This is a genomic window from Clostridium hydrogenum (assembly GCF_021432385.1).
GTDB lineage: Bacteria > Bacillota > Clostridia > Clostridiales > Clostridiaceae > Clostridium_S > Clostridium_S hydrogenum.
Map to the genome: position 1 here is coordinate 1,609,976 of NZ_JAEACT010000002.1, position 14,617 is coordinate 1,624,592.

Annotated in this window: 17 protein-coding genes and 1 pseudogene; 15 read left to right on the forward strand and 3 right to left on the reverse strand. The window is 31.3% G+C overall.

All coding sequences use genetic code 11. The annotated features are described in order from the left end of the window. Nucleotides 1-27 precede the first annotated feature (27 nt). Nucleotides 28-720: a hypothetical protein gene (locus CUEA01_RS07210; RefSeq protein ID WP_234120816.1), complete on the reverse strand. Its 693-nt coding sequence runs from the start codon at nucleotides 718-720 to the stop codon at nucleotides 28-30. 263 nt (nucleotides 721-983) lie between these two features. On the opposite strand from CUEA01_RS07210, the gene CUEA01_RS07215 reads away from it, so the two are divergent. The 9 genes and pseudogenes from CUEA01_RS07215 (at nucleotide 984) to CUEA01_RS07250 (ending at nucleotide 8,014) form a co-directional block, all read left to right on the forward strand. After that, nucleotides 984-1,838 carry an ROK family protein gene (locus CUEA01_RS07215; protein WP_234120819.1) on the forward strand — a complete coding sequence of 285 codons (855 nt, stop codon included), beginning with the start codon at nucleotides 984-986 and terminating at the stop codon, nucleotides 1,836-1,838. A gap of 185 nt (nucleotides 1,839-2,023) precedes the next feature. Continuing rightward, nucleotides 2,024-3,013, forward strand: a complete 990-nt coding sequence (locus tag CUEA01_RS07220; protein ID WP_234120822.1) for a lactate/malate family dehydrogenase — start codon at nucleotides 2,024-2,026, stop codon at nucleotides 3,011-3,013. A gap of 206 nt (nucleotides 3,014-3,219) precedes the next feature. Continuing rightward, on the forward strand, nucleotides 3,220-3,906 hold the full coding sequence (locus tag CUEA01_RS07225) for a Crp/Fnr family transcriptional regulator (RefSeq protein WP_407929248.1): 687 nt from the start codon (nucleotides 3,220-3,222) through the stop codon (nucleotides 3,904-3,906). A gap of 69 nt (nucleotides 3,907-3,975) precedes the next feature. Further along, nucleotides 3,976-4,998, forward strand: a pseudogene (gene asrA / locus CUEA01_RS07230) (anaerobic sulfite reductase subunit AsrA). Further along, entirely contained in the window at nucleotides 4,985-5,779 is a 795-nt protein-coding gene (gene asrB, locus CUEA01_RS07235) for an anaerobic sulfite reductase subunit AsrB (RefSeq protein WP_234120838.1), read from the forward strand. Before asrA ends, asrB begins: the two are co-directional and overlap by 14 nt. Nucleotides 5,780-5,796: 17 nt before the next feature. Beyond that, on the forward strand, nucleotides 5,797-6,759 hold the full coding sequence (gene asrC / locus CUEA01_RS07240) for a sulfite reductase subunit C (RefSeq protein ID WP_234120852.1): 963 nt from the start codon (nucleotides 5,797-5,799) through the stop codon (nucleotides 6,757-6,759). Nucleotides 6,760-6,967: 208 nt separating this feature from the next. Then, nucleotides 6,968-7,375: an alpha/beta fold hydrolase gene (locus tag CUEA01_RS25115; protein ID WP_329603969.1), complete on the forward strand. Its 408-nt coding sequence runs from the start codon at nucleotides 6,968-6,970 to the stop codon at nucleotides 7,373-7,375. Between the two features lie 31 nt (nucleotides 7,376-7,406). After that, nucleotides 7,407-7,739, forward strand: a complete 333-nt coding sequence (locus CUEA01_RS25120) for a hypothetical protein (protein WP_329603970.1) — start codon at nucleotides 7,407-7,409, stop codon at nucleotides 7,737-7,739. 20 nt (nucleotides 7,740-7,759) lie between these two features. Further along, nucleotides 7,760-8,014 (forward strand): acyl-CoA thioester hydrolase/BAAT C-terminal domain-containing protein, encoded by a 255-nt coding sequence (locus CUEA01_RS07250; protein WP_234120855.1) that lies wholly within the window; start codon nucleotides 7,760-7,762, stop codon nucleotides 8,012-8,014. A gap of 39 nt (nucleotides 8,015-8,053) precedes the next feature. On the opposite strand, the gene CUEA01_RS07255 is transcribed toward CUEA01_RS07250, so the two are convergent. Beyond that, nucleotides 8,054-8,680, reverse strand: a complete 627-nt coding sequence (locus CUEA01_RS07255; RefSeq protein WP_234120857.1) for a class I SAM-dependent methyltransferase — start codon at nucleotides 8,678-8,680, stop codon at nucleotides 8,054-8,056. 363 nt (nucleotides 8,681-9,043) lie between these two features. Between CUEA01_RS07255 and CUEA01_RS07260 the strand changes: the two genes are divergently transcribed. The 4 genes from CUEA01_RS07260 to CUEA01_RS07275 all read left to right on the forward strand — a co-directional run bounded on the left by CUEA01_RS07260 (nucleotide 9,044) and on the right by CUEA01_RS07275 (nucleotide 12,739). Next, entirely contained in the window at nucleotides 9,044-9,790 is a 747-nt protein-coding gene (locus tag CUEA01_RS07260; RefSeq protein WP_234120859.1) for a helix-turn-helix domain-containing protein, read from the forward strand. Between the two features lie 93 nt (nucleotides 9,791-9,883). Further along, nucleotides 9,884-11,080 carry an alpha/beta hydrolase gene (locus CUEA01_RS07265; protein ID WP_234120861.1) on the forward strand — a complete coding sequence of 399 codons (1,197 nt, stop codon included), beginning with the start codon at nucleotides 9,884-9,886 and terminating at the stop codon, nucleotides 11,078-11,080. Between the two features lie 49 nt (nucleotides 11,081-11,129). Continuing rightward, complete coding sequence (locus CUEA01_RS07270; protein WP_234120864.1) at nucleotides 11,130-11,909, forward strand: alpha/beta fold hydrolase; 780 nt, start codon at nucleotides 11,130-11,132, stop codon at nucleotides 11,907-11,909. A 95-nt stretch (nucleotides 11,910-12,004) separates the two neighbouring features. Then, nucleotides 12,005-12,739, forward strand: coding sequence for an alpha/beta hydrolase (locus CUEA01_RS07275; protein WP_234120867.1), 735 nt, complete (start codon nucleotides 12,005-12,007; stop codon nucleotides 12,737-12,739). A 264-nt stretch (nucleotides 12,740-13,003) separates the two neighbouring features. Here CUEA01_RS07275 and CUEA01_RS07280 read toward each other — a convergent pair whose 3' ends face one another. Further along, nucleotides 13,004-13,633: a class I SAM-dependent methyltransferase gene (locus CUEA01_RS07280; protein WP_234120868.1), complete on the reverse strand. Its 630-nt coding sequence runs from the start codon at nucleotides 13,631-13,633 to the stop codon at nucleotides 13,004-13,006. Nucleotides 13,634-14,113: 480 nt separating this feature from the next. Between CUEA01_RS07280 and CUEA01_RS07285 the strand changes: the two genes are divergently transcribed. Continuing rightward, on the forward strand, nucleotides 14,114-14,350 hold the full coding sequence (locus tag CUEA01_RS07285; RefSeq protein ID WP_234120871.1) for a FeoA family protein: 237 nt from the start codon (nucleotides 14,114-14,116) through the stop codon (nucleotides 14,348-14,350). 23 nt (nucleotides 14,351-14,373) lie between these two features. Next, nucleotides 14,374-14,607, forward strand: coding sequence for a FeoA family protein (locus CUEA01_RS07290; RefSeq protein ID WP_234120874.1), 234 nt, complete (start codon nucleotides 14,374-14,376; stop codon nucleotides 14,605-14,607). The last annotated feature ends 10 nt before the right edge of the window (nucleotides 14,608-14,617 follow it).

The window sequence follows — 14,617 nt, forward strand, 5'->3', positions numbered from 1 at the left end:
CTTCACTTATTTGAACTGTTTTTTAGTTTAATTGTTTTTAGAATTATTGTCTTTAGGTGCGCTAGTTTTTCCTTGAAGTTCATCAAATCTTTTCATAACTTCAGTATGTGTATCTATGCAGATTTGAGGAAGATCATTAGTAGTTGCTCTTTTAAAATCCAAACCTGCCTGTGCAAAGCCCTTTTCAACTGCATCTCTCATTTGTTGTAATTTATTTGGATCATCTCCAGCTAAAGCTTTTGCCATAGTCATAATACGATCTGATACCGCTTCCACAGAATAAGCACCGCCTTTTGATATTGCTTTTTCTGCATCTTCTGGTGTTGTTGCCACTTCTGGATATGCATTTTCTAATGAGCCAAATATTTTAGTAAGCAAGTCTGAAGTATCTTTTGACATTTTAGGTATTCCACTTTCAGTTGATTTTCCAAGCAATTTATTCTGATTATTTATAGTATCATTTATAAACTGCTTTACAAATTCTGTTTTAGAGTTATTTTCAGCATCCTTTAATTCTTGAACTTCTTTTGCTGAAAGTTTCTTTTTTGCAAGTTTGTAAGTTGAAGGCTCTGTTTTATCCTCTGTAGATTTGACAAAGGTATCTGCTCCTGAGTACTTAGGTTCAACGCTTTTAGCATTGGTTTTATCTTGGCCTTTTTGTGTAACAACTTTGCTGCGATAATTTTGTAGACTTGAGCCTCTGATTTCTTTAACATCCATGTTAACATTACCTCCTTATTAGTTGTTTCTAGTTATAGATATACCAGTTCAACTATTAAAACTCATTTGCACCATAATGCCCAGAAGACGGCATTTTGGTACAAATGAATTTCAAGTTTTACAATGGTTTATCTTTATTTATCGTATAATTATCCAAGTTATTAAATAGTAAATTCTATTGACAATATTTTGCCAAGATGGTATTTTAAAAAGTGAACAAAAACAATCAATAATGAACAAAAACGAAAGAGGGAGTTAATTTTATGTATGGAGCTATTGAAGCAGGTGGAACAAAATTTGTTTGTGCTGTAAGTGATGAAAATTTAAATATTTTAGAAAGGGTAAGCATTAAAACAACAGTTCCAGCTGAAACTATGGAATTAGTATTTAAATTTTTTGATAAATTTCAATTGAAAGCTATAGGTGTAGGATCTTTTGGACCTATTGATGTAAATAAAAAATCAAAAACTTATGGATATATAACTAACACACCAAAAAAAGGATGGGCTAATTATAATTTTGTAGGAGCTATAAAAGAGAAATACAATATTCCAGTTGGTTTTACTACAGATGTAAATGCAGCTGCTTTAGGGGAATTAAAGAAAGGTGCTGCAGTAGGATTGGATAGCTGTATTTACTTGACAGTTGGTACTGGAATAGGGGGAGGAGCAGTAGTTAATGGCAACCTTCTTGAAGGATTTGGACATCCAGAAATGGGACATATATTAGTTAGAAGACATAAAGATGACAAATATGAAGGAAATTGTCCATTCCATAGCACTTGCCTAGAAGGAATGGCAGCTGGTCCAGCTATAGAGGCAAGATGGGGAACAAAGGCATATGAATTAGCCGATAAAAATGAAGTTTGGGAAATGGAAGCTTATTATATTGCACAAGCACTTATGACATATACTCTAATTTTAAGTCCAGAACGTATTATTTTAGGCGGCGGAGTAATGAAACAACTTCAACTTTTCCCTTTAGTTAGAAAAGAATTAGAAAGACTTATGGAAAATTATGTTGCTATGCCTAATTTGGATGAATACATTGTACCTCCAGCTCTTGAAGATAATGCAGGTATTACAGGATGTTTACTATTAGCTATGGAAACTAAATAAAGTAGTAAAATCAAAAACTCTCACTGCTATGTGGGAGTTTTTTATCTAAATGATATAATACTAAATAATAGAACTTTGTTTATTCTTATTGCAAATCTTTCCTAATTAAATAATATAAAATATTTGATTTATGTTATACTAATTAAAATTACATAAATAAAAATAGTTGGAAGGAATGATTGAGTATGAAATCATTAAAATTAGTAGTTGTTGGAGCTGGACATGTTGGATCTTATGTTATTGCAGATGCTATGAAGCTTGGACTTTTTGCAACAATAGGAGTTATAGACATAGATAATGGAGTAGCTAGAGGTGAAGCGCTGGATCAAAGTCATGCTACAGCACTTACATATATGAACAATATCGACGTAACCAGTGGTGGCTACGAGCAGTGTGAGGATGCCGATATTATTATATGTGCAGCAGGACCAAGTATATTAAAAGATCCTAATAATCCTGAAGCAATGCAAGACCGTACTCTTTTAACTACAAACAATGCTGCTGTAATTCGTGAGGTTATGACTGGAATTACAAAATATACAAAGAGCGCTATTATTATCTTTATTACAAATCCACTTGATACTATGGTATATATTGCTGAAAATGAATTTGGATATCCAAATGGAAAAATATTTGGAACAGGAACGATGCTTGATTCAGCTAGATTACGAAAGACAGTTGCAAATCTTTATAATATTGATCCTAAATCTGTAACAGGCTACATGATGGGAGAACATGGTATGACAGCATTTCCTGTTTTAAGTAAGCTTAATATTGCTGGTATAAGTTATAAAGATTTTGCATCTTACTACCATGACGTAAAACAACTTACGGCAGATGAGCTAAAAAAAGAAGTAGTTAAGACTGCTTATGATGTTTTAAATGCTAAGGGTTGGACTAATGCAGGGGTTTCACAAGCTGCTGTTACTATGGCAAAATGTATTGCTTTGGATGAGAGAAGTATCTATCCTGCAAGTACAACTCTTAAAGGTGAATATGGACATGATGGTGATGTAGCATTTAGTATGCCATGTTTAATTGGCAAAAATGGAATAATCAAAAGAATTGCACCAGAGCTTGACGATTGGGAAACAGAAAAATTGAATGAAAGCATTAATTATATAAAGAAGACCATGAAAGAAGCAAAGACAGGTATAGAATTTTTTAAAAAATAAATATTTGTATCTAATAAGTATTAATTTATATAGTAAAAGCGCAGATGCGAGAACATCTGCGCTTTTGTTGTGAAAATTCATGTAATTTTATAAATTGCACCTCAAAAATGAACCTGTTAATTGCGTAACATATGTGCTTTTTATTTTTTGTATAATATGTTAAATTGTAAATAGAAAAATGAGATTCAAAGGTGGATATACATATGATAGAGTTAGAAGAGGCATTTAAAATTGCAGAAGTATTTCAAAATGTAAATGAAAGTTCTTTTTGTGCTTTAAAGGCTTGTGGAAAAATAAGAAAGTTAGCAAAAGGTGAACAGCTTTTTATGGATAAGGAATATGTACCATATATTTATATTGTAATTAGCGGTTTGGCTGCTTTGTATAAAATCAACAGTATGGGAGAAAAAAAGGTTATATTTGTGTTTGGAAAAGGTAAAATGCTTAATGAGGCTATATTTCAAAATATGACTTCTTCTATAAATTGTGAAATATTGGAGGAAGCTATCACACTATATTTTCCTAAAGATAAACTGATAGATATTATGAAAGAGGATTTTGAACTAACAAAAGCAATTATGGATTCTATGGCTGTTAAAGTAAGGAGGTTATACAGGCAGTTAAAAAATACATCTAATTCAATAAGAGGTGATAAAAAGATAGCTGCTAAGCTTTGGAAATTGTCCGGTGATTATGGGGTTCCTTGCAAGGAAGGAGTTCGAATTAATATGGAACTTAGCATTACTTATTTAGCAGATATGCTTGGCTCAAAAAGGGAAACTGTATCAAGGCACTTGAAATTGCTGACAGAAAAGAAATTAGTTATTGTAAAAAGAAATGAATTTATTATTCCAGAACGTGATAAACTTATGAAATATTTTAAGCAACCGTGATAAAAATCACGGCAATTTTTTTTGTTTTTTGTTATGTTTTTAACAAGAAATAAAGAAGGAGGCAAGTTTATGGGTTATCGTCTAACAACTGAAAATTTAAATGATTTGCTTAAAGAATGGAAAAAGGAATATTTGATATATGCACCAAAGCGACTTAAGGATAAAGGGGCTTTCTCTGATACGGATAGGATTCGTTATGGGGAGGTAGAAACAGCAGAAGAAATCGTATTCGATTTTAAATCTGATTATTCCTTTAAAGAAGTTTTACTTCCTATTTCACAAACTTTGTTCTTTTTTACTGAAGAAAATATAAAGGAAGCAGAGGCGCCAAAAAAAGGAGCAATAATTTTTCTTAGAAGTTGCGATCTTCATGCCGTAAAAAGGTTAGATGAAATGTATTAAAAAAATGGTTTTGAAGACTATTATTATAAGCGTCTTCGTGAAAAAGTGAAATTTGTTTTAATGCCATGTGAAAGTGCTTTTGAAAGCTGTTTCTGCGTTGATATGGGAACAAATAAAAGTGACAATTATGATGCAAGTATAGAACTAAAGGATGGACAGTTTTTGGTAGATAGTCGTGAGGACAGCTGGAATAAGTTCCTTGCAAATGATGGATGTAAAGAGCTTGAAGTCGTTCCTTCCTATGTAAAGGAAACTAAAACAAAGATAAATGTCCCCGAGGGACTTTCAACTAAGATATTCAATTCTAAAATGTGGGATGAATATGACAGCAGATGTATTAATTGTGGACGCTGTAATTTTGTATGTCCAACTTGTACATGCTTTACAATGCAGGATATCTTCTATACTGATAATGGAAAGGTTGGAGAGCGTAGAAAAGTATGGGCAGCTTGCATGGTGGACGGCTTTACAAATGTTGCTGGCGGAGGTGCTTACCGTAAAAACAATGGACAAAGAATGAGATTCAAGGTAATGCATAAGGTTTATGATTACAAAAAGAGAAACGGCTATCACATGTGTGTCGGCTGTGGAAGGTGCGATGATATTTGTCCTGAATATATTTCCTTTTCAAATTGTATTAACAAGCTAGAAGCAGCAGTTAAGGAGGTAGATGGAAATGAAACAAAATGAGTATGTACCTTTTCTTTCAGAAATTAAAGAGGTAATTAAACATACAAATATAGAGTATACTTTTAGGATGTCTTATAAAGGAGAAGTAAAGCCAGGACAATTTTTTGAAGTTTCTATACCTAAATATGGAGAAGCTCCAATTTCAGTAAGTGGCATAGGTGAAGATACTGTGGATTTAACTATAAGACGCGTTGGAAAAGTTACAAATGAAGTTTTTGAGCATTACGAAGGGGACAAGTTGTTTTTAAGAGGGCCATATGGAAATGGTTTTGATATAGAAAATTATAAAGGCAAAGAAATTGTAATAATAGCTGGTGGTACAGGAGTTTCTCCTGTTAGAGGTGTTGTAGATTACTTTTCTAAGCATATAGATGAAACTAAAGGAGTTACACTAATAACAGGTTTTAAAACTCCAAAGGATATATTATTTTTAAAAGATTTTGAAGAGTGGAAAAAGAATATAAAGGTTATATTAACTGTTGATTCTGCCGATGGGGATAATACGTATCCAGAAGGTCTTGTTACTAAATATATTCCAGAACTAAAATTAAAAGATGTAAGTGAAGCAGTTTCTATTGTTGTTGGACCTCCAGCTATGATGAGGTTTAGTACAAAGGGAATTTTAGACGTAGGTTTTAAAGAAGAAAACATATGGATTTCACAGGAAAGAAAAATGTGCTGCGGAATTGGAAAATGCGGTCACTGTAAGATTGATGATGTGTATGTTTGTCTTGATGGTCCTGTTTTTAATTTTACCAAGGGTAAAGAATTAATTGATTAAGTGAGGAGGGAAAAAGGATGGATATAAACACAAAACAGTTAAAGAAAAATGCATTCCGTGTTACTAAAAAAAGAGGCTTTACTGCTTCAAGAATACGTGTTCCAGGGGGACATTTAGAGGCTAAATTTCTTTCTATGATTCAAAATATATCTGAAACCTATGGAGATGGTACGCTGCACATTACTAGTCGTCAAGGCTTTGAAATTCCAGGAATAAAATTTGAAGATATGACCAAGGTTAATGAACTTTTGCAGCCAATTATTGAAGGTTTAAATATAAATCAAAAGGATAAAGGGACAGGCTACAGTGCATCAGGAACGAGAAATATTACAGCTTGTGTTGGTAATCGTGTGTGTCCATATGCTTGTTATGATACTACGGCTTTTGCACAGAAAATCGAAAAAGCTATATTCCCAAATGATTTGCATTTTAAGATTGCATTAACTGGATGTCCAAATGATTGTGCAAAGGTTAGAATGCATGATTTTGGTATTATGGGAATGACCCAGCCAGAGTATGAAAAAGATATGTGTGTTGACTGTGGTGCTTGCGTTAGAGTATGCAAAAAGAAGTCTGTAGGAGCACTGAAAGAGGTTAACTATAAGGTTGAAAGAAATCCTGAAAAGTGCATTGGCTGTGGTGAATGTGTTTTAAATTGTCCTATGGGTGCATGGACAAGAAGCGAGAAGAAGTATTATCGTCTTACACTCCTCGGAAGAACGGGAAAGAAAAATCCTCGTTTGGGAGAAGATTTTATAAAATGGGTAGATGAAGAAAGTATTATAAAAATTATTTTAAATACTTATGATTATGTAGAACATTATATAGATCCTAGTGCACCAGGTGGAAAAGAACATATTGGATATATTGTTGATCGTACAGGCTTTGAAGAATTTAAGAAATGGGCACTTAAGGAGGTAAAATTACCTGAAATAGCTGAGGTCTTTACACCTGTTTATTGGAAAGGTGTAAAATATTAGCTAATAAAGTTCAATTTCACAAAATGTTTTTGTTAAAAAATAGAGATAAGTTAAAGTAAACGTAAGCACATTCGTTATTATAGCGATTGTGCTTTTTTCACAATGGTATATCTATAACTTAAAATAACTTGAAGATTTTATTAAGGAATGGTAAAATATAGTTGAAGTTGATTATCATTATCAATAAAAACATATAGGAGAATAGAATATGAAATTTTATGAGTTTGGCAATAAAAATAATCCAGTTATTCTTTTGCTTCCAGGAACATGTTGCCATTGGAAAAATAATTATGATCATGTTATAGATTTATTGACAAAGTCATTTTATGTGGTATGCGTATCATATGATGGTTTTGATGAAACTGAGCAAACAGAATTTCCTAATATGATTACAGAAACTCAAAAAATAGAAGCTTATATAAAAGATAAATTTAATGGAAAGGTTCATGCTGTATATGGATGTTCGCTTGGAGGATCATTTGTAGGATTACTCATACAAAGGAAACAAATTCATATGAATCATGGAATTTTGGGTAGTTCTGATTTGGATCAAGAAGATAAATTTAAGGCAAAAATACAAACAAAAATATTTGTGCCAATTGTATATTATTCATAAAGGAAAAATTAATAAGCTAATTGCTTGGTACATGAAAAAGCATACTGATGAACAATATATGAAAAAATTCATGCATATTATGCTGGGAGCAGGAGGGCAAAAGCTGGATTTTGTGACAAAACGAAGTATGGAAAATCAATTTTATTATGATCTTATAACGGAAATGGAAGATGGTATAGATGTTAGTGGTACTAGTGTACATTGCATTTATGCAGCAGAAATGGGAGAAATATATTTAAAAAGATATGAGCAGCATTTTAAAAATCCTCATATTGTTAAGCATAATCTTAAGCATGAAGAACTGCTAGCATGTAAACCAAATGAATGGGTGGAAGCAATTAAGAAATGTATAGGTGTAGAATAATAAAGTAAATTGGCAATATATTGTTTATTTATGCTAAAGAAGATCTTTGTTGGCCAAGCAGTGATTCTGTACGTTATATGATGAATCGTCTTAAAACGAAGAAGTGGAAATATGAAGCGGAAGAAATTTGCTGTGAAAAAGCAAGCCACATCCTTGTCCCTTTATCAGCGTCTAAAGCTAAAATGTTTAAGATAGAACGAAAATATCCAAAAGAATGTTTAAAGAGCCGTATGGATGCATTTAATAAGACGATTGAGTGGATAAAAGCGCTATAATGGAAGGATGTGAGTTCTTCTGATGAATAAACCTTTGAATTATTTTTTTCTTCCTGTACTAATAAACCTCATTTTACCAATTTTTTCGAGACGTTCAATTTTGAATCCTACATTTTTGTATAACTCCTCTACTTCTTTGAGTCCATAAATATGAACATCTCCGGTATTTATTAATTTAAGAATAATATGATTATCAATCCATCTTCCAAGTAAAGGGATTGTCATATCAAGAATAATCATACGTCCACCTGGTTTTAAAACACGATATGCACTTTCAAAAAAGTTATTTACATTTGGATAATGATGAAAGCTTTCTTTACAGATAATTACATCAAATTTGTTTTCTTCAAAAGCCAGATTTTCCGCATCTCCTACCAGAAAGTTTACACCTTTAAGTTCTTTATTACGGGCAATCTTTATCATATTTTCTGAAAGGTCAATGCCTGTATAGCTTCGTTCTGAATTTTCGCTATAAAGTTTCTCAATAGAATTACCAGTGCCACATCCTACATCAAGTAATGAATGAAAACATTCTTTATTTGTTTCTTCAAGCAAGGAACCATAGCTTTCCTGGCACATTTTATAAATGTCTGTACTTTTTGCATGATCGAATTTTTTTGCTTCTTTGTTAAATTCATTTTTAGATAATTCTTTGTAATTTTTCATATATGGTTAAGTCTCCTTCCGTTGTATAATATGATTATCTATAGACAACCATATTATAGCACATCTTGTAAAGTTGTAAAGATATGTATACAAGCTTATAGAATTATTAATAGCGCCGGTGGGATAATTGCAATAAGGATATGTACAGCAAAGATGTTATTATGATAAGATAAAAAATAGTTAGAGAAAGGAAGAATTTTTAATGCCAAGCTTTTTGTACAATACATGCAATTTTGCTTTACATGTATTTCAAATAAAACGGTTTTTAGGAAAAGATGGTTCGGATTTAATTTAATTATATTTTTTATAATTAATGAATTTTTAGATTGGAAAGTGATGAAATTGACAGAAATATATAGTTCCATGGATCATATTTTATTGTTAGATGATTATAGTGATCCTAACTTGCATAGACATTTTGCAAAACATTTAATTATAAGTTTGAAGGATGAAATAAGCTGCAGGGTTGAAGAAAAAATTATAAGCTGCAATGGAATTTTAATTGATTCGAATGTTATGCATACTATAGATAGTAAAAATCAGCAAGTTGTTGTTTTCCTATTTGATGAAACTTCAGATATTGCTGAAGAATTTCAAAAGCAATATTTTACGGAAAAACATTTTGCCGCATTGCCTAAAGAAAATGTGAAAGAGATAGTAAAAATATGGGGCAAGTTTATTGAAGCTAAGAAAGAAAATATTGCACGTGAATATAAGAAAACTTTTAAGAAAATTATGGAATTGTGTGATATTAAAGTTAAAATAGTTCTAAAGAAGGATGATAGAATAGAAAGTGTTGTAGAATATTTAAATTGTATAGATTCCATATCTGAGGGCACTTTAGATGAACTTGCAAAACATGTATTTTTATCAAAAAGTCGGTTATCGCATTTATTTAAGGAACAGGTTGGAATATCTTTAAATCAGTTTTTAGTAATTGAAAAAATGAGAAAGACTTATGAATATTTGAACAAGGGATATAATATTACAGATGCTGCTATTAAGGCAGGATTTAATAGCTCTTCACATTTTGCAAATACAAATAAGACAATGTTTGGAGTAACAGCTAAAGAATTAAAAAACACCATGAACTATATTATAATAGAATAGCGTTTATTTGCAAGTAAATTATGAATGCAGAAGTTAAAATAAAGACATAGCTTTTAAGTTAGCAATGTCTTTTTTTGATGGGAGGAGTTTTAAATGAAAAAGAATAAAATAACATTTTCAAGGGGTTTATATAATTTAAATAAAGATCCAAATTTTAATTATCAATTAAATCGTGTAGTTATGTGGAATGAAGGTGACATAGAAGATATTAAAAAAGTAGCAGGTAAAATTCATAATAGCGAAACTTGGAAAAAGGAATTGATTAAATTAGGGGATACTGCTATATCAGAAGATAGAATTAAAGAAGCAATTGCCTACTATAGAATGAGTGAATTTTTTATGTATGATGGTGATTCAGATAAAAAGAAATATTATATGAAGGCTTCTAAACTTTTTTATGATTATTATAAAGAGTATTTTGAAGACGGGACAGTTAAAAAATATGAAGTGCCTTATGAAGAGGTTGAACTTCCTGTTATGTATACTAAAGCCGTTGGAGAAAAGAAGGATACTATTATACTTCATGGTGGAAATGATTCTTATTTTGAAGAGTTATTTTTTGCTATGCTTTATTTAGCTGAACATGGCTTTGATGTTTACTTGTTTGAAGGACCAGGTCAAGGTGGAGTTATGAGAGTACAAGGAAAGCCGTTTACTTATCAGTGGGAAAAACCAGTAAGTGCGATTTTGGATTATTTAAAGCTTTGTGATGTGACAATAATGGGCGCATCTCTTGGTGGTATGCTAGCTCCTCGTGCCGCTGCTTTTGAAAAGAGAATAAAAAGAGTTGTGGCATGGTCAATTTTCCCTAACTTTCTTCATGTAATAATGGCTATGGCAAATAGAAGTCAAAAGTCATTTTTGCATATATGCATGAAATTAAAGGCAAAGAGAATTATTAACTTTGCATTCAAAATTGCAATGAGTAAAGATGAAATGGTAAAGTGGGGGGCAGAACATGGAATGTACGCATATGAGGCTAAGACACCATATGATTATATTATGAAATTAAATAAATTTCAGATGATAGATGTTGGAGAAAAGCTTACACAGGATGTTTTGGTTATAGGAGCTAATAAGGATCATTTTATAGATTATAAATTATTTAAAGAGGAAATGGATGCACTAACTAATGTACATTCTTTAACATTTAGACTATTTACGGAAAAGGAAGATGCTGCAAATCATTGTAATATGGGAAATACAAAATTGTTACTGGATACGGTTATAAATTGGATTGAAATGATGAATAGAGAAGAAGAGAGTAGCACTAAGTCTTGGAAAATTTGAGACTTGCGTTTTAATCTGATATACTTTGTTTGAAAGGCAGGTAATCAGAATGAAATTTCATGAGTTTGGATGCAAAAATGAAAAAATACTTTTAATGTTTCATGGTTCTTGTATGACATGGGATATGTATGAGAAATCAATAAAAATCATGGCAGAAAAAATTCATGTAATAATACCAGCGATAACAGGTCATGATTTATCTATAAAAGAAGATTTTACAAGTGTAGAAGAGGTTGTATGTGAGACAGAAAACTGGCTCTTTAATAAAGGATATGATAAAATTGATGGTCTTTATGGATTATCAATGGGAGGTGGATTAGCTATTCACATGCTTGCTAATAATCGGATTAAAGTAAAGTATGCTGTTATTGATGGAGGTATGACCCCATATGAATTACCATGGCTTGTTACTAGATTTATAGTAGTTAGGGATTTTATTATGCTTGAATTGGGACGAAGCAGCAAGAAATTAGTAGAGAGATTTTTTCCACCAGATAAGTACACAAATGAAGTAATTGATGGATTTTATAAAGCACTGCGTCATTACAATGGAAAGTCAATTTGGAGAGTATTTGAATCTTGTAACAATTATTTAATGCCAGATCCATTACCAATGCTTGATACTAAGATAGAATATTGGTATGGTGAAAGAGAAGAAAAAGACCGCGCCTTAGATATAAAGTATGTAAAGAAAATATGGACTAATGTAAAATTTAGAAAAATTATGGATTCTGGACATGGAGAATACTGCTTAAGATTTCCAGATAAATTTGCTGCAGATATATTGCAGGGATTACAACAAAATAAAAGTACATATAGGGCAGATTAGTTAGGTTAGACTAACTAATCTTTTTTATGAAAGGAGAATTAACATAAAACTAGAATATTGGAGGAGATATATCACGTTCGAAAGGATGATATTGTATGAAATTTAAAACTACAGGGAATCCTAATGGTCACAAAATTTTGCTTATACATGCCATGTTTGTGACACCAGGAATTTTTATGACTTTAACAGAATATTTAAAAGTGGACTATTTTATAATTATGCCAACATTAGATGGACATGATGTAGATGAAAATTCTATATTTTTATCAGTTGAAGACGAAGCAGATAAAATACTTGCTTACTTAAAGGATAGTAATATTAAAGAATTAGATTTTATACTGGGAACATCATTAGGGGCTATTATTGCATTTGAGATATATAAGCGAAATGAAATTCTTATAAATAAAGTATACTTAGAAGGGGGACCATTTTTTAAATTTGGACCATTATTAAAAAAAATCGCAGCAAAAAAATTCTGCAATATTTGCAGTAATATACGTCAAAACCCAGAAAATGCTATTGAAAAATTAGATAATATTTTTCCTGGTTTAGGTAATCAAATGATTGAAGTATGCCGCCATATAACGGAAGAAAACGTCAAAAATTTGGCATATGCTTGTTATAGCTTTACACTGCCTAAATTAGATATAACAGCACAGAAATCTGTTGTATTTTTATATGGTACTAAAGAACCAGCACGTTTATGCATTTTTCGTTTAAAAAAATATAAATATAGTCGTATTATTAAAAAGAATGGCTTTAAACATTGTGGATATTTATTATCATGTCCAAAAGAATATGCGGAAATGCTAAAAGGCAAACAGTATTAAAATTAATAATAAAGGAAGTTGTACTATAGATGTACAATTTGTCGAGGAAAGTACAGATGACAGAGTACAGAGTACAGTGAATGATGATTTGCCTTTCGCTTCTCTCAGGTAAATCTTAAACTTAATGTTGTGAGCTTCGCTGAGCACCATGTATGGCGCGATTGCGAAGCAATAAAAAAATAAGTTTTTAGATTTTTCTACGCTCGCGTAGAAAAATCATCCTTCACTGTACACTGTACTCCGTACTCTGAAAAAAAGGTTCCATTATTTTTCACATATACAGCACAGCCAGTTTTTCTCTTCTACTAAGTCTATAGTTATTTCACTAAAACCAGCCTGTTTTAATAAATCTTTTAACTGTTCTGGGGTATAAATCTTCATATCTGATGTAGCTACAAGTTCATCATTTCTTTCTTTAAATCTTTCGCTAGAATACATTTCGCATATTATAACAAATTTCCCGGATTGTTTTAATATTCTTTTTACTTCTTTAAAATTTTCAAGTATATGGGGCCAAAAGTAAATAGTTTCTACTGCGGTTATAATGTTAAACTTATTATCTTCAAATGGAAGTTTTTCCACACTTCCATGAAGAATTTCAACTGTATTATTATCTATAAATTTTTTGTTATAATCTTTAGACCATTTTACGCAGTCTAAGGAATAATCGATACCAAAAACTTTACCAGAAGTTACTGTAGAAGCTAATTCATATACTGTTCTACCACCGCCACAGCCTATATCAAGTACAGTATTGTTATTTTTAATATGTACTTTTTTAAGGCCCCAGCTTGTTAATTCAAAATGTCTTACATTCATATCGTCAACAACAGTTTTCCCTAATTCTCCAGTTGGTTTTTTACATTGATTTAATCTTTTTGCAAGTTCACTCATAATTTATCCTCCCATTTTATTGTATTAATAATCAGTGTCGTTGATTTTTATTATATTACGATTATATAGAAATAAGCAAATTATAATTTGAATCAGAGTAAAGAGTAGAGAGTAGAGTGAAGGATGATTTGCCTTTCGCTTCTCTCAGGTAAATCTTAAACTTAATGTTGTCAGCTTCGCTGAGCGCCATCAATGGTGCAATTGCGCAGCAATAAAAAAATAAGTTTTGAGATTTTTCGCAGTGCTAACGGAGAAAAATCATCCTTCGTTGTACTCTGTACTCTGTGTTAAATTGTAATTTAATAGGATGAATTTTGCATTAGCAATTTCAATTTTCCAAATTGCTTAACTATAAATTAAGTTTCCTATTGACATATCATTTGGAAAGTAATAGAATAAAGACAGTGATAATGATTATCAACAATTAATGATAATCAAAATCATTAAAATAATTTATTAGTATTTTAGGAGCGTGATATTATGACAAATGGAATAGGCCTAAATGAAGTTGAAATTAAATCTAAGGTTAAGGTTGTTGGAATAGTTCCGGAAAGTAAAGTAAGAAGAAAAATTATGGATATGGGGATTGTTAGGGGAACAGAAATCTTTGTAGCAGGAAAAGCACCTATGGGGGATCCCATAGAGCTTCAATTAAGAGGATATAGTTTGAGCTTAAGAAAAAATGAAGCAAAGGATATTTTAGTTGAAGTTATATAAAAATTTGTATAGGGGGGAATTTTATGAAGGAAATAAACATGCCATTAAATTCTGTTTCAATGGGAAGAAGTGCTGAAATTAAGGATGTAGTTGGTGGCGAAATTATGTGTAAGAAATTAATGGAAATGGGACTTAGTAAAGGAACCATAATAGAGATAATGAATAATGACATAGGCCATTTAGTAGTAAAGCTTGGAGAAACAAGACTTGTACTTGGAAGATCAATGGCGCAAAAAGTTATGGTAAGAGAAGTTTAAAATACATTGG